Origin of the sequence: Streptomyces sp. IMTB 2501, assembly GCF_001953885.1 — a bacterium.
Taxonomy (GTDB): domain Bacteria; phylum Actinomycetota; class Actinomycetes; order Streptomycetales; family Streptomycetaceae; genus Streptomyces.
The window spans coordinates 249,617-273,865 of sequence record NZ_MQUS01000002.1; the positions used below are offsets into that span (position 1 = coordinate 249,617).

At 72.0% G+C, this 24,249-nt stretch carries 23 protein-coding genes and 2 pseudogenes; 15 read left to right on the forward strand and 10 right to left on the reverse strand.

The window, feature by feature from the left end:
- Positions 1-22 precede the first annotated feature (22 nt).
- The 8 genes from AV521_RS05370 to AV521_RS05405 all read left to right on the forward strand — a co-directional run bounded on the left by AV521_RS05370 (position 23) and on the right by AV521_RS05405 (position 9,440).
- Positions 23-859, forward strand: coding sequence for an undecaprenyl-diphosphate phosphatase (locus tag AV521_RS05370; RefSeq protein WP_076084141.1), 837 nt, complete (start codon positions 23-25; stop codon positions 857-859).
- Positions 860-1,030: 171 nt separating this feature from the next.
- On the forward strand, positions 1,031-1,711 hold the full coding sequence (locus tag AV521_RS05375) for a FadR/GntR family transcriptional regulator (RefSeq protein ID WP_076084144.1): 681 nt from the start codon (positions 1,031-1,033) through the stop codon (positions 1,709-1,711).
- Positions 1,708-3,147, forward strand: coding sequence for an amino acid permease (locus AV521_RS05380; RefSeq protein ID WP_076084147.1), 1,440 nt, complete (start codon positions 1,708-1,710; stop codon positions 3,145-3,147). Before AV521_RS05375 ends, AV521_RS05380 begins: the two co-directional genes overlap by 4 nt.
- 40 nt (positions 3,148-3,187) lie before the next feature.
- Positions 3,188-4,204, forward strand: coding sequence for an asparaginase (locus AV521_RS05385; protein ID WP_076084150.1), 1,017 nt, complete (start codon positions 3,188-3,190; stop codon positions 4,202-4,204).
- 60 nt (positions 4,205-4,264) lie between these two features.
- A complete protein-coding gene (gene aspA / locus AV521_RS05390; RefSeq protein WP_076084153.1) occupies positions 4,265-5,677 on the forward strand; it encodes an aspartate ammonia-lyase in 1,413 nt (470 codons plus the stop codon).
- A 59-nt stretch (positions 5,678-5,736) separates the two neighbouring features.
- A complete protein-coding gene (locus AV521_RS05395; protein ID WP_076084731.1) occupies positions 5,737-6,666 on the forward strand; it encodes a glutaminase in 930 nt (309 codons plus the stop codon).
- Between the two features lie 156 nt (positions 6,667-6,822).
- Positions 6,823-8,226 (forward strand): polyprenol phosphomannose-dependent alpha 1,6 mannosyltransferase MptB, encoded by a 1,404-nt coding sequence (gene mptB, locus AV521_RS05400; RefSeq protein WP_076084156.1) that lies wholly within the window; start codon positions 6,823-6,825, stop codon positions 8,224-8,226.
- Positions 8,223-9,440, forward strand: a complete 1,218-nt coding sequence (locus AV521_RS05405) for a glycosyltransferase 87 family protein (RefSeq protein ID WP_256725442.1) — start codon at positions 8,223-8,225, stop codon at positions 9,438-9,440. The genes mptB and AV521_RS05405 overlap by 4 nt, the downstream gene beginning before the upstream one ends.
- On the opposite strand, the gene AV521_RS05410 is transcribed toward AV521_RS05405, so the two are convergent.
- Both AV521_RS05410 and rho read right to left on the reverse strand, forming a co-directional pair.
- Complete coding sequence (locus AV521_RS05410; RefSeq protein ID WP_076084159.1) at positions 9,332-10,507, reverse strand: D-alanyl-D-alanine carboxypeptidase family protein; 1,176 nt, start codon at positions 10,505-10,507, stop codon at positions 9,332-9,334. The two genes, AV521_RS05405 and AV521_RS05410, sit on opposite strands and share 109 nt — an antisense overlap.
- A 101-nt stretch (positions 10,508-10,608) precedes the next feature.
- On the reverse strand, positions 10,609-11,757 hold the full coding sequence (rho, locus tag AV521_RS05415) for a transcription termination factor Rho (RefSeq protein ID WP_076084162.1): 1,149 nt from the start codon (positions 11,755-11,757) through the stop codon (positions 10,609-10,611).
- Positions 11,758-12,083: 326 nt separating this feature from the next.
- On the opposite strand from rho, the pseudogene AV521_RS05420 reads away from it, so the two are divergent.
- A pseudogene (locus tag AV521_RS05420) lies at positions 12,084-12,535 on the forward strand (cytochrome P450); the annotation flags it as partial.
- 91 nt (positions 12,536-12,626) lie between these two features.
- Complete coding sequence (locus tag AV521_RS05425) at positions 12,627-13,865, forward strand: hypothetical protein (protein ID WP_256725443.1); 1,239 nt, start codon at positions 12,627-12,629, stop codon at positions 13,863-13,865.
- 22 nt (positions 13,866-13,887) lie between these two features.
- Here the strand turns inward: AV521_RS05425 and AV521_RS05430 are convergent, their stop codons facing one another.
- Positions 13,888-14,286, reverse strand: coding sequence for a nuclear transport factor 2 family protein (locus AV521_RS05430; protein WP_076084166.1), 399 nt, complete (start codon positions 14,284-14,286; stop codon positions 13,888-13,890).
- Between the two features lie 72 nt (positions 14,287-14,358).
- Here AV521_RS05430 and AV521_RS05435 point away from each other — a divergent pair, with 72 nt between their 5' ends.
- Positions 14,359-14,922 (forward strand): PadR family transcriptional regulator, encoded by a 564-nt coding sequence (locus tag AV521_RS05435; RefSeq protein ID WP_076084169.1) that lies wholly within the window; start codon positions 14,359-14,361, stop codon positions 14,920-14,922.
- Between the two features lie 4 nt (positions 14,923-14,926).
- On the forward strand, positions 14,927-15,679 hold the full coding sequence (locus AV521_RS05440; protein ID WP_076084172.1) for a class I SAM-dependent methyltransferase: 753 nt from the start codon (positions 14,927-14,929) through the stop codon (positions 15,677-15,679).
- On the opposite strand, the gene AV521_RS05445 is transcribed toward AV521_RS05440, so the two are convergent.
- The 5 genes from AV521_RS05445 to AV521_RS05465 all read right to left on the reverse strand — a co-directional run bounded on the left by AV521_RS05445 (position 15,649) and on the right by AV521_RS05465 (position 19,801).
- Complete coding sequence (locus AV521_RS05445; RefSeq protein ID WP_076084175.1) at positions 15,649-16,389, reverse strand: GntR family transcriptional regulator; 741 nt, start codon at positions 16,387-16,389, stop codon at positions 15,649-15,651. The two genes, AV521_RS05440 and AV521_RS05445, sit on opposite strands and share 31 nt — an antisense overlap.
- Positions 16,390-16,581: 192 nt before the next feature.
- Positions 16,582-17,550, reverse strand: a complete 969-nt coding sequence (locus tag AV521_RS05450; RefSeq protein WP_076084179.1) for an acetylxylan esterase — start codon at positions 17,548-17,550, stop codon at positions 16,582-16,584.
- 102 nt (positions 17,551-17,652) lie between these two features.
- Positions 17,653-18,237, reverse strand: a complete 585-nt coding sequence (locus AV521_RS05455) for a DUF3592 domain-containing protein (protein WP_076084182.1) — start codon at positions 18,235-18,237, stop codon at positions 17,653-17,655.
- Between the two features lie 216 nt (positions 18,238-18,453).
- Positions 18,454-19,203: a ferredoxin reductase gene (locus AV521_RS05460; RefSeq protein WP_076084185.1), complete on the reverse strand. Its 750-nt coding sequence runs from the start codon at positions 19,201-19,203 to the stop codon at positions 18,454-18,456.
- The gene (locus AV521_RS05465) at positions 19,196-19,801 is read right to left on the reverse strand and encodes a sulfite oxidase-like oxidoreductase (protein WP_076084188.1); all 606 of its coding nucleotides are present in this window, start codon (positions 19,799-19,801) and stop codon (positions 19,196-19,198) included. The genes AV521_RS05460 and AV521_RS05465 overlap by 8 nt, the downstream gene beginning before the upstream one ends.
- A 191-nt stretch (positions 19,802-19,992) precedes the next feature.
- Between AV521_RS05465 and AV521_RS05470 the strand changes: the two genes are divergently transcribed.
- Both AV521_RS05470 and AV521_RS05475 read left to right on the forward strand, forming a co-directional pair.
- Positions 19,993-20,916 carry an NADP-dependent oxidoreductase gene (locus AV521_RS05470; RefSeq protein WP_076084191.1) on the forward strand — a complete coding sequence of 308 codons (924 nt, stop codon included), beginning with the start codon at positions 19,993-19,995 and terminating at the stop codon, positions 20,914-20,916.
- Positions 20,913-21,674, forward strand: a complete 762-nt coding sequence (locus AV521_RS05475; RefSeq protein WP_076084194.1) for a GNAT family N-acetyltransferase — start codon at positions 20,913-20,915, stop codon at positions 21,672-21,674. The genes AV521_RS05470 and AV521_RS05475 overlap by 4 nt, the downstream gene beginning before the upstream one ends.
- Before the next feature lie 72 nt (positions 21,675-21,746).
- On the opposite strand, the gene AV521_RS05480 is transcribed toward AV521_RS05475, so the two are convergent.
- Positions 21,747-22,187: a MarR family winged helix-turn-helix transcriptional regulator gene (locus AV521_RS05480; protein ID WP_076084197.1), complete on the reverse strand. Its 441-nt coding sequence runs from the start codon at positions 22,185-22,187 to the stop codon at positions 21,747-21,749.
- A gap of 83 nt (positions 22,188-22,270) precedes the next feature.
- On the opposite strand from AV521_RS05480, the gene AV521_RS05485 reads away from it, so the two are divergent.
- On the forward strand, positions 22,271-23,368 hold the full coding sequence (locus AV521_RS05485; protein WP_076084200.1) for a hypothetical protein: 1,098 nt from the start codon (positions 22,271-22,273) through the stop codon (positions 23,366-23,368).
- 166 nt (positions 23,369-23,534) lie between these two features.
- Here AV521_RS05485 and AV521_RS05490 read toward each other — a convergent pair.
- A pseudogene (locus AV521_RS05490) lies at positions 23,535-23,816 on the reverse strand (VWA-like domain-containing protein); the annotation flags it as partial.
- Positions 23,817-24,249 lie beyond the last annotated feature (433 nt).

A 24,249-nucleotide genomic window follows, 5' to 3' on the forward strand; every position in this document is an offset into this window, starting at 1 on the left:
ATACCCCCCAGAACTGGATCCCATGAGCGCCATCTCCGTCGGTCAGGCCGTCGTCCTCGGAGTCGTCGAGGGGGTGACCGAGTTCCTTCCGGTGTCGTCCACCGGTCACCTGAAGATCACCGAGGGACTCATGAACATCCCGGTCGACGACAGGTCCGTCGTCGGCTTCTCTGCCGTCATCCAGGTCGGTGCCATCGCCGCCGTGCTCGTGTACTTCTTCAAGGACATCAAGCGGATCGTCTCCGCCTGGTTCCGCGGTCTGGTCAATCGCGAGGAGCGCTACCACCACGACTACAAGTTCGCCTGGTGGGTGATCGCCGCCACCATCCCGATCGTCATCGTGGGTCTGGCCGCCAAGCCGCTGATCGACGGCGCGCTCGGCTCCCTGTGGGTGGTGGCCGGCTCGCTGATCGTCGGCTCCGGTGTGATGTGGGCGGCCGACCAGATGGGCCGGCACAAGCGCGGCGAGGACGACACCTCGTTCCAGGACGCGATGTGGGTCGGCTGCTCCCAGATCCTCGCCCTGCTCTTCCCCGGCTTCTCCCGCTCGGGCGCCACCATGTCCACCGCCCTCATCCGGGACCTGGACCGTGTCGCCGCCACCCGCCTGTCGTTCTTCCTCGGCATCCCGGCCCTGACCGGCGCGGGCATCTACGAGCTGAAGGACGCCCTCGGCGCGGGCGTGGGCGCCGCCCCGCTGGCCGTCGGCACCATCGTCTCCTTCGTGGTCGCCTACGCCTCCATCGCCTGGCTGCTGAAGTTCGTCGCCAAGCACTCCTTCAACGCCTTCGTGATCTACCGCGTCATCATCGGCGTGGGCCTGCTCGGCCTGCTTGCCACCGGCGTGCTCAGCGCCTGACCGACCCTCCTGATCACCCACGGGGTGCGGATGCCTGCATTCAGGCGCCGCACCCCGTGAATGTTTCCTTACGGGGTGTCTTGACAGTTCCTTGACGCAACCCGCAGGATCGCTCCCGTGAACCTGTCAGACAGCCAGACAGGTGGTCAGGGCCCCCGGCGTGTGAGCGCCATGGAAGCGGTCCTCGGCCACCTTCGCGGCGCCATCGAACGCGGCGAGTACGCCATAGGCGACAAGCTCCCCTCCGAGGCCGAGCTGTGCCGCACCCTTGAGGTGTCCCGGCCCATGCTGCGCGAGGCGCTGCGCGCGCTGCAGACGATGGGCCTCACGGTCTCCCGGACCGGCAAAGGCACCTTCGTCGTCGCGAACGCCGTCGAGGACCCCACCTTCGGCGACTACGCGGCCAGCGACCTGCTTGAGGTGCGCCGGCACATCGAGGTCCCGGTCGCCGGGTACGCGGCCGCGCGCCGCACCCCGGAGAACCTGGACCACCTGGCCCATCTGCTCGACCGCATGGAGCGGGAGACGGACACCACGGCCTGGGTCGCGATGGACACCCTGTTCCACCTCGCGATCGCCGAAGCCGCCCAGAACCCGGTCTTCCGCCGGGTCATCGAGGAGATCCGCGACGCACTGGCGCGTCAGTCGGCCTTCCTCAACGAGCTGGGCGGGCGCCGCGAGCAGTCCAACCGCGAGCACCGGGCGATCGTCGAGGCGCTGGTCGACGGTTCCGAACACGACGCGGTGGAGGCCATGAGCCACCACCTGGACCGCGTCGAGACGACCCTCACCGACATCGTGCGTCCCCAGCGGACGGACGACCTCCCCACGGAAGGCGGACCCGAGGCGTGAGCGAACAGCACCTCAAAGACGAGACGCGCCCCTCGGCCGGCCATGTCGACGCCGGAGACGCCGGCTACAGCAAAGGCCTGAAGCACCGGCACGTCAACATGATCGCCATCGGCGGAGCCATCGGCACCGGCCTGTTCCTCGGCGCGGGCGGCCGGCTCGCCGACGCCGGGCCCTCCCTGTTCATCGCGTACGCCGTCTGCGGCGTCTTCGCGTTCCTGGTCGTGCGCGCCCTCGGCGAGCTCGTCCTGTACCGCCCCTCCTCCGGCGCCTTCGTGTCCTACGCGCGGGAGTTCCTGGGGGAGAAGGGCGCCTACACCGCGGGCTGGATGTACTTCCTGAACTGGGCGACCACCGGTATCGCCGACATCACCGCGGTCGCCACCTACACCCACTACTGGGGCATGTTCTCCGACATCCCGCAGTGGGTGATCGCGCTCATCGCCCTGGCCGTCGTCCTGACCGTGAACCTGATCTCGGTCAAGATCTTCGGCGAACTGGAGTTCTGGTTCGCGATCGTCAAGGTCAGCGCGCTCGTGGTCTTCATGTGCATCGGCATCTTCCTGCTGGTCACCCAGCACCCGGTCGACGGCCACCACCCCGGCCCGTCCCTGATCACCGACAACGGCGGCGTCTTCCCCAACGGCCTGCTGCCGATGCTGCTGATCATCCAGGGTGTCGTCTTCGCCTACGCCTCCGTCGAACTCGTCGGCGTCGCCGCCGGTGAGACCGAGAACCCCGAGAAGATCATGCCGAAGGCGATCAACTCGATCATGTGGCGCGTGGGCCTGTTCTACGTCGGCTCCGTCGTCCTGCTCTCGATGCTGCTGCCCTGGAACCAGTACCGGGCCGGTGAGAGCCCCTTCGTGACCGTCCTGTCGCACATCGGTGTCCCGGCGGCCGGCGGCGTGATGAACCTGGTCGTGCTCACCGCCGCCATGTCCTCGCTCAACTCCGGCCTGTACTCCACCGGCCGCATCCTGCGCTCCATGGCCATGAGCGGCTCGGCGCCCAAGTTCACCGCGCGGATGAGCCGCAGCCAGGTCCCGTACGGCGGAATCCTGCTCACCAGCGGTATCTGTGTCCTCGGCGTGGGCCTCAACTACGTCGTCCCCGCCGACGCGTTCGAGATCGTCCTCAACTTCGCGGCGATCGGCATCCTCGCGACCTGGGGCATGATCATGATCTGTCACCTGCTCTTCTGGCGGAAGACCCAGCGGAGCGAACTGACCCGGCCGGCCTACCGGTTGCCGGGCTCCCCCTGGACCGAACTCGTGACGCTGGCGTTCCTCGCCTCCGTCCTGGTCCTCATGTACGCCGACGGCGGCGCCGGACGCACCACCGTGCTCTGTCTGCCGCTGATCGTCGCAGCGCTGGTCGCGGGCTGGTACGCCATCCGCGCCCGCATATCCCGCACGTCCACCGGCGCCGACGCGTGACCCGCGTACCGGCCGACCCCGACTCACGATTCAGGCAGTGATGTACAGCAGTTTCCCCGCCGACGCCCCCGTCGTCCGCGAACCCCTCCACGCCCCCGTCGCCCACCTCGTCCGCGGCGGGGTCGTCGAGGGCATCCACTACGGCTCCGTCGTCGTCCTCGGCGCCGACGGCCGGGTGGAGTTCCAGCTCGGCGACATCGAGGCCGCCTTCTACCCGCGCTCGGCCGTCAAGCCCCTCCAGGCCGTGGCCATGCTGCGGGCCGGGCTGCCGCTCGACGGCGCGCTGCTGTCGCTGGCCGCCGCGAGCCACTCCGGCGAGGAACGCCACCTCGCCGGCACCCGGCGCATCCTCGAACTCGCCGGGCTCACCGAGGACGATCTGCGCAACGTCCCCGACATGCCGTTCGACCCGGTCGTCCGGGACGCCTGGGTGCGCGAGGGCCGCCTGCCCTCCCGGCTCGCCCAGAACTGTTCCGGCAAGCACGCGGCCATGCTGTGGACCGCCCAGCTCAACGGCTGGTCCCTCACCGACTACCTCGACCCCGAGCACCCGCTGCAGCAGGCGATCCAGGAGATCGTCGAGGACCTGACCGGCCAGCGGGTCGCCCGCGTCACCGTAGACGGCTGCGGCGCGCCGCTGTTCTCCATCTCCCTGCACGGCCTGGCCCGCGCCCTGTCCCGGGTCACCTCGGCCGCCCCCGGCACCCCCGAGGCCCAGGTCGCCGACGCGATGCGCGAGCACGCCGACATGGCCTCCGGCACGGGGCGGGATGTCGCCGCACTGATGCGGGCCGTGCCGGGGCTGCTCGCCAAGGACGGGTTCGAGGGCGTTCAGGTCGCCGCGCTGCCTGATGGCCGAGCCATCGCCGTGAAGATAGCCGACGGGGCGAACCGCGCCCGTGTCCCGGTGGCGGCGGCCGCGCTCGCTCGCGCGGGCGTCGACCCGGAGCTGCTCACCGAGTTCGCGGGAGAGCCGCTGTTGGGCGGTGGGGAGCCGGTGGGGTGCGTACGGGCAGTGCGTGCGCTGGATCCGGTTCCGTTCACTGCCTGCGCGTAGAAGCGCCGAGTTCCGCGCCCCTTTTACTCTCAACCCCCTCAGAAAGTGGACCGTACCCTCATGACCGTCGCCACCACCCGCAGCGAACACGACCTGCTCGGTGACCGTGACATACCCGCCGACGCCTACTGGGGTGTGCACACCCTGCGCGCGACGGAGAACTTTCCCATCACCGGCACGCCGATCTCCACGTACCCGCATCTGATCGACGCCCTGGCCGCCGTCAAGGAGGCCGCCGCGCTCGCCAACGCGGAACTCGGGCTGCTGGCCTCCGAGAAGGCGGACGCGATCGTGGCCGCCTGCCGCGAGATACGCACCGGCAAGCTGCACGACCAGTTCGTCGTCGACGTCATCCAGGGCGGCGCCGGCACGTCCACCAACATGAACGCCAACGAGGTCGTGGCCAACCGCGCGCTGGAACTCCTCGGTCACGAGAAGGGGCAGTACACGTATCTGCACCCCAACGAGGACGTCAATCTGGGCCAGTCGACCAACGACGTCTACCCGACCGCCGTCAAGATCGCGACGGTCTTCGCGGTGCGTGGACTGCTCAAGGCGATGGCTGTACTGCAGGACTCGTTCGCCCGTAAGGCCGTCGAGTTCCGTGACGTGCTCAAGATGGGCCGTACCCAGCTGCAGGACGCCGTCCCGATGACGCTGGGCCAGGAGTTCTCCGCCTATGCCGTCATGATCGAGGAGGACCGCAGCCGTCTCGCCGAGGCCGTCGAGCTGATCCATGAGATCAACCTGGGTGCCACGGCGATCGGTACGGGGCTCAATGCCCCCGCCGGATACGCCGAGGCCGCTCGCCGGCACCTGTCCGCGATCACCGGGCTGCCGCTGGTCACCGCCGCCAACCTGGTCGAGGCCACCCAGGACTGCGGTGCCTTCGTCCAGATGTCGGGTGTGCTCAAGCGGATCGCGGTCAAGCTCTCCAAGAGCTGCAACGACCTCAGGCTGCTGTCCTCCGGTCCGCGCGCGGGCCTCGGCGAGATCAACCTGCCGCCGGTGCAGGCCGGTTCGTCCATCATGCCGGGCAAGGTCAACCCGGTGATCCCCGAGGTGGTCAACCAGGTCGCCTTCGAGGTGATCGGCAACGACGTGGCCATCACCATGGCCGCCGAGGCCGGACAGCTCCAGCTCAACGCCTTCGAGCCGATCATCCTGCACTCCCTGTCGGAGAGCATCACGCACCTGCGGAGCGCCTGCCTCACGCTGGCCGAGCGGTGCGTCGACGGCATCACCGCCAACACCGAGCGGCTGCGCGCCACCGTGGAGAACTCCATCGGCCTGGTCACCGCCCTCAACCCGCACATCGGCTACACGGCCGCGACCGACATCGCCAAGGAGGCCCTCGTCACGGGCCGCGGAGTGGCCGAACTGGTGCTGGAGAAGGGCCTGCTGCCCGCCGAGCGACTCGCCGAGCTGCTGCGCCCCGAGGTCCTCGCGGGCAGTGCGGCACCGGCCGCCTGACCTGCGGTGACGCACACCCGATTACGTTCCTGGACCGGCCGGGAGGCACAATAGTGATCATGACAACGACGTCGTCCCTCACCTTTCTGCCGGTCCTGGAGCGCATCGCCGAGGAGATGGAGCGCACACCCGGCCGCGGCCGGGCCGCCGACTACATCCCGGCCCTCGCCGCCCGCGACCCCCGCCGGTTCGGCATGGCCGTGGCCGAGCTGGACGGCACGGTGTACGGGGTGGGGGACTGGCGCGAGCCGTTCTCCGCGCAGTCCATCACCAAGGTCTTCACACTCGCCCTGGATCTGGCTCGCGAGGGCGACGAACTCTGGGAGCACGTGGGCCGCGAGCCATCCGGCAACCCCTTCAACTCCCTGGTCCAGCTGGAGTACGAGAACGGCATCCCGCGGAATCCCTTCATCAACGCGGGTGCCCTCGTCGTCACCGACCGTCTCCAGACCCGTACCGGAGACGCCGCCGGCGAGCTGCTGGACTTCCTGCGCGCCGAGAGCGGCAACGCCGCCCTGGACTTCGACCTGGACGTCGCCGCCTCCGAGACCGCGCACGGAGACCGCAACGCCGCCCTCGCCCATTTCATGGCGTCCTACGGCAACATCGACAACGACGTGCCGGCCCTGCTCGACCAGTACTTCCGGCAGTGCTCCGTCACCGCGTCCTGCGCCGACCTGGCCCTCGCCACCGGCTTCCTCGCCCGGCACGGCATCCGCGCCGACGGCGGCCGGCTGCTCACCCGCAGCCAGGCCAAGCAGGTCAACGCGGTGATGCTGACCTGCGGGACGTACGACGCGGCCGGGGACTTCGCCTACCGCGTGGGACTGCCCGGCAAGAGCGGGGTCGGCGGCGGGATCATCGCGGTCGTACCGGGCCGGTGCACGCTGTGCGTGTGGAGCCCGGGCCTGGACGAACGCGGCAACTCGGTGGCGGGGGTGGCGGCGCTGGACCGCTTCACGACACTGACGGGCTTGTCGGTCTTCTGAGGGCACTTTCCAGCACACGGCGGGGCAACCAGCCGCACCCGCAGCCGGCGACGCATCATGACCCACGCCCCCTGCGGTCACATCTCGGCCCCCGCCCGGAGGGCTGCGCGTCGCTTTCCGGCCACCCGGCGTTGACACGCTGAGCCAGTGTTGGCCATGGCATTCCCCGTCGATCTCCGCCGATGTCAGCTGCTCGGGCTGGCCGGTACCGCCTTCCTCGCGCTGGGCGGTGAGACCGCCGGTGCCCTGCCCGTGCAGGACCTGCTGGCGCCCGCCTCGGCTCAGGCGGCGCTCGGGCTGGTGGGGGTCTACTTCGGAGTCGTCCTGCTGATAGCGGCCTGGGTGCTGCTCGGCCGACTGGTGCGCGGACCGCAGCCGCCCACCCCGCGCGCCCTGCTGCTCGTACTGGCCGTGTGGGCGGCACCGCTGCTGCTCGCGCCGCCGTTGTTCAGCCGGGACGTCTACAGCTACCTGGCGCAGGGCGCCATGGCCCATGCCCACATGAACGTCTACGCCCATGGCCCCGCCCAGCTCGGCGGCCCGCTCGCCGACGAGGTCGCCCCGATGTGGCAGCACACCGGCGCCCCCTACGGCCCCGCCTTCCTCGGGCTGGCCTCCGCGCTGACCGGACTGACCCGCGGCGAACTGCCCGCCGGACTGCTCGGCATGCGCCTGGTCGCCCTGCTCGGCGTGGCCCTGATGGCGCTGGCGCTGCCGCGCCTCGCCCGGCACAGCGGCGCCGACCCGGCCGCCGCCCTCTGGCTCGGCGCCCTCAACCCGCTCGTCCTGCTGCACCTGGTCGCGGGTGCCCACAACGACGCCCTGATGCTCGGTCTGCTGGGGCTCGGCCTGGTCGCCGCACGCGGGGACCGGCCGGCCGGCGGCGTCGTCGGAGCGGTCCTCGTCACCCTGGCCGCCCTGGTCAAGGCGCCGGCCGCGCTCGGGCTGCTGGCGGTCGTGGCCCTCCAGGTCCGCTGCGGCCGGCGCCCGCTGCCGGCTGTCGCGACCACGGCGGCGGCCTCCGCCGTGACCACGGTCGTCGCGACGGCCGTCGCGGGCACCGGGTACGGCTGGATCGACGCCCTGGGCACCCCGGTCTCCCCGCACAACTGGGCCCTGACCAGCCTGCTCGGCCGCGCCACGGGCGCCCTGCTGGAACATCTCGGCAGCAGCCTGGCCCCGTTGGCCGTCCCGGCCTGGCATGTGCTCGGCCTCGCCGCCACCGCCGTCGCCGTGGCGCTGATATGGCGCCGGCTACGTCTCAGACCCGTGTACGCACTTGGGCTGAGCCTGCTGACGGTCGCCGTGTTCGGTCCCGCGATCCGCCCCTGGTACGTGCTGTGGGGGCTGTTCCTCATCGCCGCCGCCGCACCGAACACCTCGGTACGGCACCGGGTCGCGGCCCTGGCGGGGGTCCTCGCCCTCGCCGTCCTGCCGAGCGGCGGCCCCGCCGACCTCGGGCAGCTGGTGCTCGCCGTCTCCGGCGGGGTGCTCGGCGTGGTCGTCCTGTGGCAGGCCCACCAGGCGGCCCAGGCCCCGGTGCCGGGACGTACCGCGTGAGCGGGCTGCTGCGCCTCCGTACGGACCGCGGCCGGGCGCTGCTCGTCCTCGTCCTCGTCGCGGCCGTGACGGTCTTCACCGCCACCGTGCCGCTGCTGCGCGGCTTCTTCGACCTGCGTGTCTATTACGGCGCCGTGCACACCTGGGTGCACCACGGCGGCCGGATCTACGACTACCGCGTGCCGGGCACCACCTACGGCTTCACCTATCCGCCGTTCGCGGCGGTCGCCATGCTGCCGCTGGCCCTGCTGGGCCGGCCGGCGGCGGTCGTGGCGTCTCTGCTGGTCAACCTGGCCGCGCTGGGGGTGGTCCTGCGGATCCTGGCCGGGGCGGACTGGCGTCGGCACGGCTGGTTCCGCTGGTCGCTGTGCCTGTGTCTGCTCGCGCTGTTCGAGCCGCTGCGGGACACCTTCAGCTTCGGCCAGGTGAACCTGGTGCTGCTCGCGCTCGTCCTCGGCGACCGCTGGCTGCTGGCGACCGGCCGGGGGCGCTGGGCGGGCGCCGGGATCGGGCTCGCCGCCGCGGTGAAGCTGACGCCCGCCCTGTTCATCGGCCTGCTGCTGCTCGCCGGGCGCCGCCGGTCGGCCGGTGTCGCGACGGCCGTCGCCGCCGCCGCGACCGCGCTGGCCGCCTGGGCGGACCCCCGGGCGTCCCGCTTCTACTGGACCGACGCGCTGTGGGACACCAGCCGGGTGGGCCGGCTCGCCTATGTGTCGAACCAGTCGCTGCAGGGTGTGCTGGCCCGCCTCGGCGAGACCGGCCGTCCGCTGTGGGCGACGGCGGTCCTGCTGACGCTGTGCGTCTGGGCGTGGCGGACCCGAGGGGCGGTGCAGTCCGGCGACTGGACGGCGGCCTTCGCGCTCACCGGGGCGGCGGCCTGTCTGGTCAGCCCCATCACCTGGGTGCACCACCTGGTGTGGCTGCTGCCTTCCTTCGCCGTGCTGCTGCGCAGAGGGCACCCGCGGGTCGCGGGCGCCCTGTACGCGGTGCTGTGCACGAGCGTGGTCTGGCTGTGGTTCGACGACGCCTCCGGCATCGGCGGGTTCCTCGGCAGCAACACCTACACCTGGATCACGCTGGGTCTGCTGCTCGGTCTGCCGGCGGGTCAGTCACGCGTGGTGCGCCTGCCCTTGCCGCGCAGTCTCAGTACGACGGTCACGGCACCGAGCCCGGACAGCCCCGCGACGACGGCGGGGACCGTCCAGTCCGAGTAGTCGTCCGCCGGCCGCGATGTGGCCGCGGCGGCCACCGGCGCGGCCGGCGACGTCCGCCGCGGTTTGGCGCGCAGCCCGTCCAGCGAGCCGACCGGATCCACGCGCCCGGCCGCGTCGAAGCCCCAGTCGAGCAGCTCGCGGGCCTCGTCGTACACGGTGGACCCGCCCCTCTGAGGGTTCATCACGGTCACCAGCAGCGTGCGCCCGTCCCGGCGGGCCGCGGCGACCAGGGTGTTGCCCGCGTTGGTGGTGTAGCCGTTCTTGATGCCGATCAGCCCCGGGTACCGCTCCACACCGCCCGCGCCGGTCAGCAGCTTGTTGGTGTTCTGGATTCCGAACGACCATCCGTCAGCGGGGAACATGGCCTGGGCGGTGGAGCAGTAACGGGCGAAGTCGCGGTTGCGCAGCCCTTCCCGGCCGAAGACGGCCAGGTCGAAGGCGGAGGACACCTGGCCGTCCTCGTCGTAGCCGTCGGGGGAGACCACATGGGTGTCCAGGGCGCCGAGCGAACGTGCCTTGGCCTGCATCTGCTTGGCCGTGGCCGCCCAGCCGCCGTTCAGCGCGGCCAGTACATGCACGGCGTCGTTCCCGGAGCTGAGGAAGACACCGCGCCACAGGTCGGCCACCTGGTAGGCGCGTCCCTCCTGGATGCCGACCAGGCTGCTGCCCGCGCCGATGTCCGCCAGCTCCTCGTTCCGCACGGTGTGCTTCATTCCGGCGGGCAAAGTCGGCAGCACGGTCAGGGCGAACAGGGTCTTCAGGGTGCTCGCGGGCGGCAGCCTGCGGTGCGCGTCGTTCGCGGCCAGCACCTCGCCGCTGCCGGCGTCGGCCACCACCCAGGACAGCGCCGACACCTCGGGCACCTCGGGCGCGTCCCGGCGCAGCCGGACCTGGGTGCCGGAGTCGTAGAGCAGGGACGGGCCGGGCATCGCCGCCCGGGGAGCGGGTGGGGCGGGTTCCCCGGCCCGGGGCCCGGCGGTGGAGGTGGCCGGCACGAGCGCCAGCACGCCCGCCACGCACAGGGAACAGGCCGACGCGGCCGCCCGATGAGAGAATCCGGTGATCATATGCTCAACGTACGAACGGGTCCGGTATCCCTCGCGCTGTACGGGGCCGTTCGGCCCACCCGAGCAACCCGAATGCCCGCGCCGCCCTGCTGGGAGCGGGGTCAGCCGGTGGGCAGGGTGGGCCGGATCTGCCGCAGGAACGCGGCGTTGTCGGCGGTGGAACGCAGCCGCTCCAGCAGCGTCTCCAGACCGGACGGTCCGCCCTCTCGGGGGCGCAGAACCCGGCGCAGACCGTGGACGGCCGTCAACTCGCCCGGGGTGAGGAGCAGCTCCTCGCGGCGGGTGCCGGTGGCGTCGAGGTCCATGGCGGGGAAGAGACGCCGGGCGGCGGCTTCCCGGTCGAGCCGCAGCTCCAGGTTGCCGGTGCTCTTCAGCTCCTCGAAGTAGTAGCCGTCGGCGCGGGATCCGGTGTCCACCAGCACGGTGGCGAGGATGGTCAGCGAGCCGCCCTCCTCGGCCTGGCGGGCGGCGCCGAAGAACCGCTTGGGGCCGAGCAGCGCACCCGCGTCGACACCGCCGCTCAGGGTGCGGCCGCCGGCGGCGGAGGCGTTGTTGTGCGCCCGGCACAGCCGGGTCAGCGAGTCCAGCAGGATCACGACGTCCTCGCCGGCCTCCACCAGGCGCTTGGCCCGCTCGACGACGAGCTCGGCGAGCGCGATGTGCTCCTTGGGCGTCCGGTCGAAGGTGGAGGCGTACACCTCGCCGCGCACCGAGCGGCGCATCTCGGTGACCTCCTCGGGGCGTTCGTCCAGCAGCAGGACCATCAGCCGGCACTCGGGGTGGTTGCCGGCCACGGCGGCGGCGAGCTGCTGGAGCAGCACCGTCTTGCCGCTCTTCGGCGGGGCCACGATGAGTCCGCGCTGGCCCTTGCCGACCGGGGCGAAGAGATCGGTGACGCGCCCGGCAAGTCCGGACGCGGGGTGTTCGAGTCGGATGCGGTCGTGCGGGTGGAGTGGGGTGAGGTCGCGGAAGTGGCGCCGGCTCCGGAGGTCCGCCGGGTCGCGTCCGTCGACGCGCGTGACCTCGGTCAGGGCGCGCTGGGCGCCCCGGACGCCCTCGACGAGGTCGCCCTTGCGCAGACCGTGGCGCCGGATCAGCGCCGGCGGGACCTGCGGATCGGCGGGCGAGGGCACAAGGCCCGCGGCCCGCAGCTGCCCCTTCCCGTGCGCGTCGATGTCGAGGACACCGGTGACGAGCCGGGCGGCCGGGGCCTGCTGGACCACGGGAGGGTGTTCGAGTGTGGTGGTCATGGTGGGAAGTCCTTTCACGGACGTCGGGAGAGAATGGGAAGGGGGAGAGGCCGCGAGCGGGAGGCGGTGACAGCTGCCTCCGGGCGGCGGGAACGGCACCTCGGGTACGGCGGGAACGCCCTGGTCACGAGGTGGTGCAGAGAAGAAGCCCGGGCCGGTCGGAAGCCTCGGCCGAGGGGCTGATGGAGAAGAAGCGGCACCGGTGTCCGTACGACGGGACACGCACACGCGCTGATCGCACTATACCCGTGCGGCTGTCTCGGTCAACATGAAGCCGTCCGCGCCTATTCCCGCCCGGCCTTTCCCGACCGTCAGGAGAAGCACCTGTGGAGACCTCCCCCGCCCGGCCCCCGTACCTTCTGGACCCCGCCGGTGGCTGCCCGCACGCCGTCGACGCGCGCCTGCTGGCCGAGGACGCGTTGGCGCCGGTCGAACTGCCCGGCGGGATCGAGGGGACGGCCGTACTCGGGCACGAGGTGCTGGAGGAGTTCCTCCAGCATCCCGAAGTCGCCAAGAAAGCACGGCACTTCAGGGCCTTGCAGGAGGGGCAATCGCTCCCGGCTGGCCATTGCTGACCTTCGCCACCGTGCTGGGTATGACCACCGCCGACGGCGACGACCACCGGCGGTTGCGCTCCCTGGCCGGCCGGGCCTTCACACCGCGCCGGGTGGAGGAACTGCTGCCCCGCATCGCGGAGTTGACCACCTCACTGCTCGACGATCTCGCGCGCGCCGCAGACGCGGGGGAGGGCATCGCCGATCCGCGGCGGCACTTCGCCGGTGCGACTTCGCCGGATACGGCGCCGCCGTGGTCGGCGACGGCTCGTCCACCAAACTGGTCCTGGACGGCGCCCGCATCAGCACCAAGGGGTGGTCCGCACCACCGTCATCGCGAACGGCGGCGCCGACGTCCTCGTCAAGGACTCCTTCCTGCGCGCCCGCAACGGCGTCCTGCCCGCCGACTACCAGGCCACCGTCGAGACGCCGTACATGGAGTCGGTGCCCTGGACGCTGGGCCTGGACGGCAACGTCCGCGCCACCGACCTCATCGGCAAGGACAGCCGGGCCACCTACCTCAACTCGACCGTCTTCTCCGAGACCTGGGGCGCGTTGTCCGTCGAGGGCGGCAGCGGGCTCAAGCTGACCGCGATCAACAGCCACTTCGGGAACACCGGGGAGTACGGCTACGGCACCTACGCCATCGGTGACGCCACCGTCCGGGTCCTTGGCTCCCGGCTCGACGTCGGCTCCTACGCGACCATCATCGCCGGACCGGCCGCCGTCGCGCACTACGGCGACAGCACCCGCGAGGCCGTCGCCGTCCTCAACGCCGAGCTGGAACTGGGCCTGTCCGGCGCCGAGTTGGCTGCCGTACCGGTGCGCGGCACGGTGGTGAACTCCGGGCACTTCGGCTACATGTTCTTCGGCGCCGGCACCCTCACCGTGGACGGCGGCACGGTCGTCACCTCGAAGCGGGCCACCTTCCTCAACAAGGGCCAGCAGACCGCCATCACCGTCGACGGCTCCCAGGGCGCCCGGCTCGACCCGGCCGACGGGATCATCCTGCAGATGATCGAGCTGAACGACCCGGGCCCCGTCAATGTCAACGGCAAGATGATGAACATCGGCGTCTGCACCGAGCCCGCCGGCGACCCGGAGAAGGACACGAGCTTCGACGTCGGCGCCGGCCATGACACCGGCGGGGCCGCCACCTTCACCTCCATCGCGTTCCGGGGCGACTTCTACAACGGCATGCGCAAGGGCAGGAACATGGTCCTCGCCTTCGAGGGTTCCACCGTCGAGGGCGTCATCTCGTCGACGAAGGCCAGGCACCGGGTGTCGTCCATCGACGCCTCCACCTTCTATGAGCTGGCCATTGTCACCAACACCGCGCAGGCGGCCGTCAACAACGGTGCCATCGTGCGGCTGACCGGCGGGTCGACGTGGACGGTCACCGGCACCTCGTACCTGACCCGGCTCGCCCTCGACACCGGCACGGCCCTGCGGGCCCCGCTCGGGAAGTCCCTGACGGTGACGGTCGACGGCTCCGCGACCGCCATCACGCCCGGCAAGACCTACACCGGAGCCATCACGCTCACGGTCGGCTGAGGGCCACGGGCCGGAGGCGCGCTCACGCCGACCGCGCCTCCGCCTCCTTCACGATGGCGTCGAACCGCGCGCCCATCGCCTCGGCGAGGGCGTGTGCGCCGGACAGCGGCCGGACCATGACCATGAGGTCGTCGATCAGGCCGTCCTCGTTCACATGGATGAAGTCGCAGCCGGTCAGCTCGCGGTCGCCCACCCGGGCCGTGAAGACCAGCGCGTGGTCGGGGCCGGCCGGGTCGCCGATCTCCCGGTCGTACCGGAAGTCCTCGAACACCTGGGAGACCGCGCGCAGGATCGCCGCGGTGATCGCCTTGCCCGGATACGGCTTGAAGACGACCGGGCTGGTGAAGACGACGTCCTCGGCCAGCAGTGCCTCGACAGCATCGATGTCCCCGGCCTCGACCGCCGTGCGGAACGCGTGCATCGGACCACCTCGCATAGTCAACTAATTGAATAGGTGCGGATGAGATTAATCAACGGCTGCTAGCCTGTCCATATGTCGCTCAAGTACGCCGTCCTGGCCGCCCTGCTGGAGGGCGAGGCCTCGGGCTACGAGCTGTCGAAGGCGTTCGACGTCTCACTCGCGAACTTCTGGCCCGCCACCCCGCAGCAGCTCTACCGTGAGCTGGAGCGCCTCGCCCAGGACGGGTTGGTCCAGGCCCGCACCGTGCAGCAGGAGCGGCGGCCGAACAAGCGGATGTTCACGCTCACCGAGGCCGGCTGGGCAGAGCTCGGCGCGTTCGCCGCCGAGCCCCCGAAACGGCCCACGGCCATCCGCGACGAACTGCTCATCAAGATCCAGGCGATGGACGGCGGCGACCCCGAGGTCACCCGCGCGCTGATCGAGGAGCGCAGGGGCTGGGCCCAGGGCAAGCTCGACCGCTACCGCCGGGTGCGGGACCGCCTCCTCGACGGCCGCACCGAGGACGAGTACCTCCGCGAGGCCGACCGCGTCGGCCCGTATCTCACGCTCATGGCGGGGATCGCCTTCGAGGAGGAGAACCTGCGCTGGTGCGAACGGGTCCTCACGGTGCTGCGGCAGCGGGTGGCCCTAGGCTGAGGAGATGTTCGGTCCCGAAGGCCCCAGCCTGCGTGAACTCGCCGTGCAGGCGCTGTCGTCCGTCGAGCGCGGCTACGACCTGCTCGCCCCGAAGTTCGATCACACGCCGTTCCGGACGCCCGACGAGGTGCTTGAGTCCGTGGCGAAGGCGCTCGCCCCGCTCGGATCCTTCGAGGACGGGCTCGACCTGTGCTGCGGCACGGGCGCGGGCGCCGAGGTGCTGGCCGGGCTGTGCCGCCGCAGCGTCACCGGGGTCGACTTCAGCGCGGGCATGCTCGACGTCGCCCGGCAGCGGGTGCGGCCCGTCGGCGGGCCCGGGGTCGCCTGGGTGCGCGGCGACGCCCGTGCCCTGCCGTTCGGCTCCGCCTTCGATCTCGTGGTGTCCTTCGGCGCGTTCGGTCACTTCCTGCCGCGGGAACTGCCGGGGCTGTTCGCCCAGGTCCACTCCGTCCTGCGGCCCGGCGGCCGGTTCGCCTTCCCGGTGCTCGCACCGCCCCGTCCGACGCGAGCGGGTTTCTGGATGCTGCTCGGCTTCGACACGGTGATGCGGGTGCGCAACGCGCTGTGGCGGCCCCCATTCGTCATGTACTACCGGGCCTTCCGGCTCGGCGCCGTGCTCGGCGAGTTGGAGCGGTCGGGGTTCACGGTCGACCTGTACGCCCTGCCCGAGTTCGGGCGGCGCGACGACGGCAGCCCACGGGCCCGGCTGGTGGTGGCCCGGCGGGCTCAGCCGGCCGCGGGCAGCGTGAACTCGTAGACCAGGGCGTCCCGTCCGGCGTCCACCACCAGATCCGTGATCTCCAGCGGCCGGGCGTACTGGTCGTGGACGCGCCGGGTCACCCGCACCGAGGAGGCGTCGGCCTGGCTGATGGAGTCGCGGTGGTGCAGGCACAGACCGGCCTTGCGCATCCAGTCGTAGGCCCGCCGCAGCTGCGCCGGGGTGGCGCCGTCGGCCCGGCCCCGGTACCGGGCCAGCTCCGCGACCTCGGCCAGAGCCACCGCCGAGAACGACGTCACCGCCGTCCGCAGCGACCGGCCGTCCGGCGTGGCCGACCGGTAGCGGTGCACCAGCGTCGGCCGGAGCGGCGCCAGGCCCAGCGCCTGCGCGTGCTCCGGCGGTGGCGCCTCCCAGGTCACCGTGGCCAGGTCGACCGCGGCCGGGTCCGCCGAGCGGGCGCCCAGTGGGAAGACCGGTGTCCCCTGGGCCTCGACCGGCAGGCCGGGCAGCGTGGCATGGCTGCCCCGCCGGTCGGTGGCGACCAGGCCGCTGCGCCGCAGCAGCTCCAGCGCCTGCCGGACGGTCTCCCGGCTGACCTGGAAGTGCGCGGCCAAGTGCCGTTCGCCCGGCAGCCGTTCACCCGGCGGAATGGTGCCGTCGCGCAGTTCGTCGAGCAGCAGCGCCGCGATCCGTCCGTACAGGGGACGGTCGTCGCTCGGTGCGGGTTCGTGCGGGGTGGTGCGGGCCATGCCGCGCCCTCCTGTTGTGACAAGACGTAGCCGTGCGGGCTCATTGCGCGACCACAATTAGCATTGGTCTAAACCACGAGGGAAGAGCGCCCTGCGGGTTCGGCCGAAACCCACCCACACCTGCCTCGGCTTCGGCGAACCCGGCCTCCCGTGCGCGGACGACAGGCCCTGTCCGTGCCCGCGCCCGTCGCCTCAGGCGTACGACCGCAGCCAGCGCACCTTCTCCGCCTCGTGGAAGGGGCCGCCGCCCTCGTGGTCGTTGAAGTCGTAGACCTCGATCGCCTTGTCCTCGTGCGCCCAGGCGTTGAACGCGGCGAACACCGTCGACGGCGGGCAGGTCTGGTCCTCCAGCGCCGCCGAGAACAGCGCCGGCGCCCGGCCCCGCGCCGCGAAGTGCACCCCGTCGAAGTACGACAGCGTGCGCCGTACCTCCGCCGAGCGGCCGCGGTGCGTCTTGAGGAACAGGCCGATCTCCCGGTACGGATGGCGGTCCGTCAGGGTCGTCGCACGCGGGAAGTCGCACAGGAACGGCACATCCGGCGCCACCGCGACCAGATCGGGCACCAGCGCGCCGACGGCCAGGGTGATGCCGCCGCCCTGGCTCGCGCCGAGCGCCACGGTCCGCGCCGCGTCGGTCAGCGGGTGCGCGCGGGCCGCCTCCACGGCGCGCACGGCGTCGGTGAACACCCGGCGGTAGTAGTAGTTCTCGGGTGCGTCGATGCCGCGCGTCATGAAGCCGGGGTACGCCGGTGCCGCGCCCACCGGGTCCGCCGTGCCGCCGCCACCGCCCCAGGCGCTGCCCTGGCCACGGGTGTCCATCACGAAGTGCGCCCGGCCCGTCGACGCCCAGAGCAGGTTCTCGTGCGGCAGACCGCGCCCGCCGCCGTAGCCGATGAACTCCACGACCAGCGGCAGGGGTTCGGTCGCGCCGGCCGGCAGCCGCAGCCAGCCCTTGACCGGGTGGCCGCCGAACCCGGCGAACGTCACGTCGTACACCTCGACCGTGGACAGCCCGGTGTCCACCGGCTCGAAGCGGGCGTCCAGCGCGTGCTCGCGTGCCTCCGCCAGGGTCTTGTCCCAGAAGGCGTCGAAGTCCTCGGGCTCGACGGACTCGCTGCGGTGGGTGCGGAGCTCGTCGAGGGGAAGGTCGAACAGGGCCATCAACAACCGCCTTTGTGAAGGAAACAGCGTCGGCTCACCGTACGTGGAGGTTCGGAGAACTGGCCAGCAAGCGTTTGCTGCCCTTCGGCGCCCGGGTCGCCCTCACGCCTGTGGCTGGTTCCACCTCGGTCCCGTGCGCTCCCATGCCCGCTCCCACTCCGCGAGCCGGTGCCGGAGCGCGATCCGCCGCTCGACGGCGTGTCCGAGGAGTACGAGGGCCGCCGCACCGCCCGCCGCGCACACCCCGACGGTCACCGCGTGCTGCAGGACCGTCGCCCGGTCCGGTGGCGGCGCGACACCGTGGCCGCGGGCGTCGAACCACACCGAGACCGTGTCTCCGGTCCGGGTCCCCGCCGGCACCCGGGCCCACGCCGTACGGGTCCCCTTGCCGGGCTCGGTCCAGCGGACCTCGGCGCGGTACGGATGCTCGCGGTCGCTCTGCACGGCGGACAACGGCTCGGCCCGGTCGCCGATCACCAGCGCCCGCACCTGGTGGCGTTCGGCCCGCTGCGCGGCCGCGACGCTCCGGGCCTGGCCGAGGGCGTGCAGCCCCGCGGCCACGCCGACCAGAGGTGTGACGACGAACAGCAGGACGGCGACGATCAGCACCGTCCACGCCTCGATGACATCCGAGCGGCGCCGCAGCGGATTGCCCTGCCAGCGCCAGCCGCGCATCCGGGTACGCATGCCCACCTCCTCGCCGTCGGAGCCGGAGAGCCGACGAGCCGGTCCGCCCGGACCGCCACCCCCCACCGCTCACGCACACGAGCGTCCACACACGTCTCGTACCCCGTACGGAGCACCTCGCCCACACGACGAACCGCGAGTTCAAGCCCACCTGGAGCGCGGAATCGCGCCACGCGCCCCACGATCACGTGACCGGCCCCGGCGCGCGACCCCGGGTCAGCCGAAGCGCTCGATACGGATCCGGTCCACCGGCTGGCCCGCGGCGACCAGCAGCCGGGACGCGTGTTCGGCGAAACCGTTGGATCCGCACACATAGGCCTCCCACCCACCGGAAGGCTGCTCGGCCAGGAGCGGCGCCACATGTACGGCCGCCAGACGTCCCACCGCCACCCCCTGCGGGGCGCTGCGGGTGAAGACGGGCGTCGTCTCCGCGCCCAACTCGGCGGCGTAGATCAGCTCCTCGGGACTGCGCGCGGACACCAGCATGCGCAGGGGGACGGTGAGGCCGCGCCCGCGGTGGTGCCGCACCATCGACATCAGCGGGACGATCCCGGAGCCGGCGCCGAGCAGCAGCGCGGGCCGGTCGCCCGGCCAGGCGAAGAAACCACTGAGCGGTCCGCGCACCTCGACCGTGTCACCGGGGCGGGCCACGGTGTGGAACCAGCCGGAGACCTCGCCGTCCGGCACATGGTCCAGGGTCAGCTCGATGTGCCCGGAGCCGTCCGGCGCCGACGCGATCGAGTAGTGGCGCTGCGCCACATAGCCGTCCGGCGCGGTCAGCCGCAGCATCAGGTGCTGGCCGGGCAGATGCCCCGCCCAGTCCGGCACCGCCAGCCGGAAGGTGGCCGCGTGCGGCGTCTCGCGCCGGATCTCCGTCAGAGTGGCGGTCTGCCACACCGCCGCCGTCCGCTCGCTCACCGCGATACGCCCGGGCACCGCGAACCGCGTCGTCACCGTGTCAGTCACCGGAATACCGCTGCTCCTCCCAGGGGTTGCCGCGCTCGTGGTAGCCGTTGCGTTCCCAGAAGCCCGCCTCGTCGTGGTCGAGCAGCGTGAGGCCCGCGATCCACTTGGCGCTCTTCCAGAAGTACAGGTGGGGCACCAGCAGCCGCGCGGGGCCGCCGTGCTCGGACGGCAGCGGCTTCCCGTCGTACTCCCAGACGATCCAGGCGCGCCCGCCGGTGAGGTCGGTGAGCGGCAGGCTGGTGGTGTAGCCCGTGTGGGAGGCGGCGAGCACATGGGTGGCGGACACATGGGGCCGCACCACATGAAGAAACGCGTCCAGCGAGACGCCACCGAAACGCACACCGAACTTGGACCAGCCGGTGACACAGTGGATGTCACCGTCGTACGCCGACGCCGGCAAGGCGTGCGCGGCGTCCCAGTCCCAGGTGCGCGGCCGTTCGACCAGACCGTCGATGCGGAAGGACCAGTCGGCCGCCGCGAGGTCGGGGGTGACCTCGGCGGACAGGACGGGCCAGTCCTCGCCCGCGTCGTACTGCCCGGGCGGCAGTCCCGGGTTGTGCACGCGCGGGCGGCCCGTGAAGCCTCGCGTAACGTTCATTCTTCAACCGTACGCCGTCGTACCCGATGCTCCGTTCCTGGTCATGGCACCGGTGATGGCCTGGTCGCCGCCCGATGATTGCGCCCGTATGAACTCTTTCGGCCCAGCGGAATAGCTCTGCGGCGCTTCTCCTTTGCCCTCGATGCCGGCACCGGTACACCGGTGACAGCGCGAGAGAGCGAGGAACGAGCATGCCCAAGGCGTATGTCTACACGCGGCACGGAGGGCCGGAGACCGAGGCGCTGATCGACCTGGAGCGCCCGAGTCCCGGCCCCGGCGAGATCCTGATCGCGGTCCGGGCGGCAGGCGTCAATCCCGTCGACTGGAAGCTGCGTCAGGGTTTCCGCCGCTCCGGCGCGGGCGAGCCTGCCTTTCCCACGGTCTTCGGCAGCGAGGCGGCCGGTGTCGTGGCGGAGGCCGGCGCGGGGGCGTCCGGATTCGCCGCCGGTGACGAGGTGTTCGGCAGCACCACCCGGGGCGGGTACGCCGAGTACGCCCTGCTGGCCGCCGACGTGACCGCTCACAAGCCCGCCGCGCTGTCCTTCCGCGACGCCGCCACCCTCCCGGTCGCCGCCGCCACCGCCTACGACGGTCTCCGCCAGCTCGACCTGCCCGGAGGCGCGACCCTGCTGGTCACGGGTGCGGGCGGTGGGGTCGGCAGCGCGGTCGTGCAGATCGCCCGCGCCTTCGGACTGCGCGTCGTGGGCGTGGCGAGCGAGGGCAAGAAGGACTTCGTGGAGTCCCTCGGCGCGGTGCACGTGTCCTCCGGGCCCGAACTGGCCGAGCGGGTACGGGCCGTCGCCCGTGACGGCGTCGACGGGGTGTACGACCTGGTGGGCGGCCCGGTGCTCACCGAGGCCGCCGAGCTGCTGAAGGACCGCAGCAAGCTGGTCACCGCCGGCTCCCCGCAGGAGACCGTCGCCGCGCTCGGCGGCGACCGCGTCCAGCGCGCCCGCACCGCCGCCGTCCTGGAGGCGGTGGCCGACCTCGCCGTGCGCGGCGCGCTGAATCCGCAGGTCACCCGCGCCTTCGCGCTCCAGGAGGCCGGCGCGGCGCTGCGCGCCGTCGAGGACGGGCATACCCTCGGCAAGATCGTGATCGAGGTGGGCACGTGAGCGTCATAGCCGGCACGGGCGTCGGCGGGCAGACCCCCGCCGATGCCCCGCACGTCCTCGACAACCCCGCCCTGACCTCGCTCACCGGCCCGCACGCCCACTTCGCCGAGCGGCGCGGCCGGGTGCTGCGCTACCCCGTCGACGTGTCGCCCTGGCTGGCGCTGCCCGACGCACCGGACGCGCGGGACTGGGCGGACCTGGCAGCGCTGGCCGGTCCCGGCGCGGAGATCTCGCTGCCGGGCTACCGGGGCGAGCTGCCGGACGGCTGGGAGATCACCTTCCGGGTCGAGGGCGTGCAGTTCGTGGACGACGGCCTGGCCGCCGCACCGGACGCGGAGGCGGTCGCCCTCGGCCCGGCGGACGTCCCCGAGATGCTCGACCTCGTGGCCCGCACCCAGCCCGGCCCCTTCGAGCCGCGCACCATCGAACTCGGCACCTACCTCGGGATCCGCCGTGACGGCGCGCTGATCGCCATGGCGGGGGAGCGGCTGCACCCGCCGGGCTGGACCGAGATCAGCGCGGTCTGCACCGACCCGGCCTTCCGCGGCGAGGGCCTCGCCACCCGGCTCATCCTCGCGGTCGCGCACGGCATCCGGGAGCGCGGGGAGACACCGTTCCTGCACACCGGCGCCCACAACACCCACGCGATCCGGCTGTACGAGTCCCTCGGCTTCCGGCTGCGCCGCCGTACGGCCTTCCTCGCGGCCCGCGCCCCGGAACGGCTGGCGGACGACCGGGCCGCGGTGCCGGTGGCGTGACCGGCCCGCGCGCGAGGGCGCCCCTGCCCAGGTGACCGCGGGACGGGCGCCGGGACCGGCGGGGCGCGTGGGTCAGTCGGACCCGGTCTCGCCCGGACCCGTGTTGCACCGCTCCAGATAGGCCGCGAAGCGCACCAGGTCCTCCTCAGGCCAGTCCGCCAGCCTTGCCCGGAACGCGGCCCGGCGGCTGCGGGTGACCTGGGCGAGGATCTCCCGGCCGGCCTCTGTCAGATGCAGCACCTGGACCCGGTGGTCCTCCGGGTCCAGGCGTCGCTCGATCAGCCCGGACCGCTCCAGCGCGGACACCTGGCGGCTGACCGTGGACTTGTCGAGCGCGTAGTGCGCCGCCAGGTCCGTCGCCCGGCAGCCGTCGCGCTCCTCCAGGTGGCTGAGCAGGGTGTACGACACCAGTGACAGTTCGGGGTGCATACGGCCCGCCGAGGCACGGGCCCGGCGGGCGAAGATGGTCATCTCGTGCTGGATCGTCTCGACGGCCGACTCCGCTGCGGTCACGGGAATACCTCCTCCGGCGTTCTAGTTGTATAGTACAACTTTGAGTGGAAGTTGTATAAGCCAACCTTTGGAGGTCGCCCGCGATGAGGTCACCGGCACTGCGCCATGTGCTCACGCACCTGATCACCCCGCTGCTGATGTGCATAGGCATGGGGCTCGCATACATGGGTGCCTTCGTCACCCCCGAGCCGCACCACCTGCCGGTCGCCGTCGTGGGCACCGCCCCGCAGGCGAAGGTCTTCGCCCAGACCGTCAAGGACACCGCCGGGGACAAGCTCGACGTCCGCACGGTCGCCAACCGCGCCGACGCCGTCGGCCTGCTCAGGTCCCGCGATGTGACCGGCGCCTATGTGCCGAGCGCACACACGCCCGAGCTGCTGGTGGCGAGCGCCGCCTCCGACATGGGCGCGACGGCCGTCGAGAAGGTCTTCATGCCGGTCGCCGCCAAGGAGGGTGTGCCGCTGAAGGTCACCGACGTGGCCGCGCCGGTCGGCGACGACCCCACCGGCCAGGGCCTGTTCTTCCTGCTGATCGCCCTCAGCATCGGCTCCTACGCCTCGGTCGCCGCCCTCGGTGCCGCGGGCGCCGGGCTCGCCATGCGGGTGCGGGCGCTGCTGGTGCTCGGCGTCTCCGCCGTGGTCAGCGGCATCGGCGCGCTGCTCGCCGGACCGGTCTTCCACCTCGCGCACCACGATCTCGCGGGTGTGTGGGGCATGGCCTGGCTGTACTCGGCCGGCATCCTCTTCATCGGCGTCGGCCTGCACACCTTCCTCAAGCGGTGGACGACGCTCACCATGATGGTGCTGTTCGTGATGCTCAACTTCACCAGCTCCGGCGGGTTGTTCCGCCCCGAGCTGCAGAACGGCTTCTTCGGCACCCTGCACGCCTTCTGGAACGGTGCCGGCTTCGTCGAGGGTATCCGCAGCCTGCTGTACTTCGGCGACGACGGCCTCGCCCGCAACGTGTGGACCCTCGTGGGCTGGCTGCTGGTGGGCCTGCTGGTGACCGGCATCGCGGCCCTGTACGAGCGGCCCCGGAAGGCCCGGCACGCGGCCGGCCACGGCGAGCCCGCCGCGCAGACGGCCACCGTTCCCGCCCCGGACCGGTCTGCCGCGGAGGCGGCCCGGGAAGAGGCCGCCGAAGAGATCGAAGAAGAGGTCGAGGAGACGGTCGGCGTCTGATCCGACGCCGGCCAGAGACAGGGATCAGACGCAGGCCAGGGACAGGGAGAGCGTCTGATCCGATGCCGGCCAGGGGACAGGGAGCGCGCCCGGCGACGACGGGCGCGCTCCCTGCCGGCGCGTCATCCCCTCATCCCGCGGCCGACCCGATCGTCACCACCCGCGCCTACGCCGGGGGCACGTCCGGCCGGTATCCGGGATCTGTCTCGTCGTACGACCCACCGGTGCGCGGAAACAGCCCCACCACCGTCCGGCAGGCCGGCCGCGCCTCGGGCCACCGCGTCTGCCCGTCGGTCAGGACCACCACCCCGTCGGGGCGCGTCGGCAGCGCCCGGGGGAACCCGGTGCGCAGATCCGTCCCGCCGCCTCCCACCAGCTCAATGCCCTCCGTCCGGCACAGCGGCTGCACGGTCCGGGCCGCGGCATCGCAGGACAGCACGGAGACCAGTGCCCCGGCAGGCAACGTTTGCCCGTCAAGGAGCGGCGGCTGGTGCGTGCTCTGGGGGTCTCCCCGGCCGAAGGCTGGGGGAGTGCCGGACGGAAGGCTTCGTACTGGACGTACTTGGGCTTTCGGCCGGTGCGGCGAGAGGGCGTGCGAGGGCGTCGCGACGGGGCGAACGTTGCCTGTTGGGGCACTAGGTCCCGCCGCCCCCCAACGGCCCGGTAGATCGCGGCAACCTCCAGCAGCGCGCTGCCCAGTTCGGCGTCATTGACCGACCCCGACGTGCCGACGACCACGCGCACCCGAGGCAGCCGGCGGCGCAGACTCGGCAGCCGAGAATCCCCGTACGCGGTGGAAGGGAGCATCAGCGCTCACCCTGCGCGGACGGGACCCCCAATCGCTGAGAGGCGTGAGTCGTCATCGCGGGGAGCGTAGCCGC

Excerpts from the sequence above, each read along its gene's own strand:
- AV521_RS05370 (WP_076084141.1), top strand. The coding sequence starts at position 23 with ATGAGCGCCATCTCCGTCGGTCAGGCCGTCGTCCTCGGAGTCGTCGAG.
- AV521_RS05375 (WP_076084144.1), top strand. The coding sequence starts at position 1,031 with ATGGAAGCGGTCCTCGGCCACCTTCGCGGCGCCATCGAACGCGGCGAG.
- AV521_RS05385 (WP_076084150.1), top strand. The coding sequence starts at position 3,188 with ATGTACAGCAGTTTCCCCGCCGACGCCCCCGTCGTCCGCGAACCCCTC.
- aspA (WP_076084153.1), top strand. The coding sequence starts at position 4,265 with ATGACCGTCGCCACCACCCGCAGCGAACACGACCTGCTCGGTGACCGT.
- AV521_RS05395 (WP_076084731.1), top strand. The coding sequence starts at position 5,737 with ATGACAACGACGTCGTCCCTCACCTTTCTGCCGGTCCTGGAGCGCATC.
- mptB (WP_076084156.1), top strand. The coding sequence starts at position 6,823 with ATGGCATTCCCCGTCGATCTCCGCCGATGTCAGCTGCTCGGGCTGGCC.
- AV521_RS05410 (WP_076084159.1), bottom strand. The coding sequence starts at position 10,507 with ATGATCACCGGATTCTCTCATCGGGCGGCCGCGTCGGCCTGTTCCCTG.
- rho (WP_076084162.1), bottom strand. The coding sequence starts at position 11,757 with ATGACCACCACACTCGAACACCCTCCCGTGGTCCAGCAGGCCCCGGCC.
- AV521_RS05430 (WP_076084166.1), bottom strand. The coding sequence starts at position 14,286 with ATGCACGCGTTCCGCACGGCGGTCGAGGCCGGGGACATCGATGCTGTC.
- AV521_RS05435 (WP_076084169.1), top strand. The coding sequence starts at position 14,359 with ATGTCGCTCAAGTACGCCGTCCTGGCCGCCCTGCTGGAGGGCGAGGCC.
- AV521_RS05440 (WP_076084172.1), top strand. The coding sequence starts at position 14,927 with ATGTTCGGTCCCGAAGGCCCCAGCCTGCGTGAACTCGCCGTGCAGGCG.
- AV521_RS05445 (WP_076084175.1), bottom strand. The coding sequence starts at position 16,389 with ATGGCCCGCACCACCCCGCACGAACCCGCACCGAGCGACGACCGTCCC.
- AV521_RS05450 (WP_076084179.1), bottom strand. The coding sequence starts at position 17,550 with ATGGCCCTGTTCGACCTTCCCCTCGACGAGCTCCGCACCCACCGCAGC.
- AV521_RS05455 (WP_076084182.1), bottom strand. The coding sequence starts at position 18,237 with ATGCGTACCCGGATGCGCGGCTGGCGCTGGCAGGGCAATCCGCTGCGG.
- AV521_RS05465 (WP_076084188.1), bottom strand. The coding sequence starts at position 19,801 with ATGAACGTTACGCGAGGCTTCACGGGCCGCCCGCGCGTGCACAACCCG.
- AV521_RS05470 (WP_076084191.1), top strand. The coding sequence starts at position 19,993 with ATGCCCAAGGCGTATGTCTACACGCGGCACGGAGGGCCGGAGACCGAG.
- AV521_RS05485 (WP_076084200.1), top strand. The coding sequence starts at position 22,271 with ATGAGGTCACCGGCACTGCGCCATGTGCTCACGCACCTGATCACCCCG.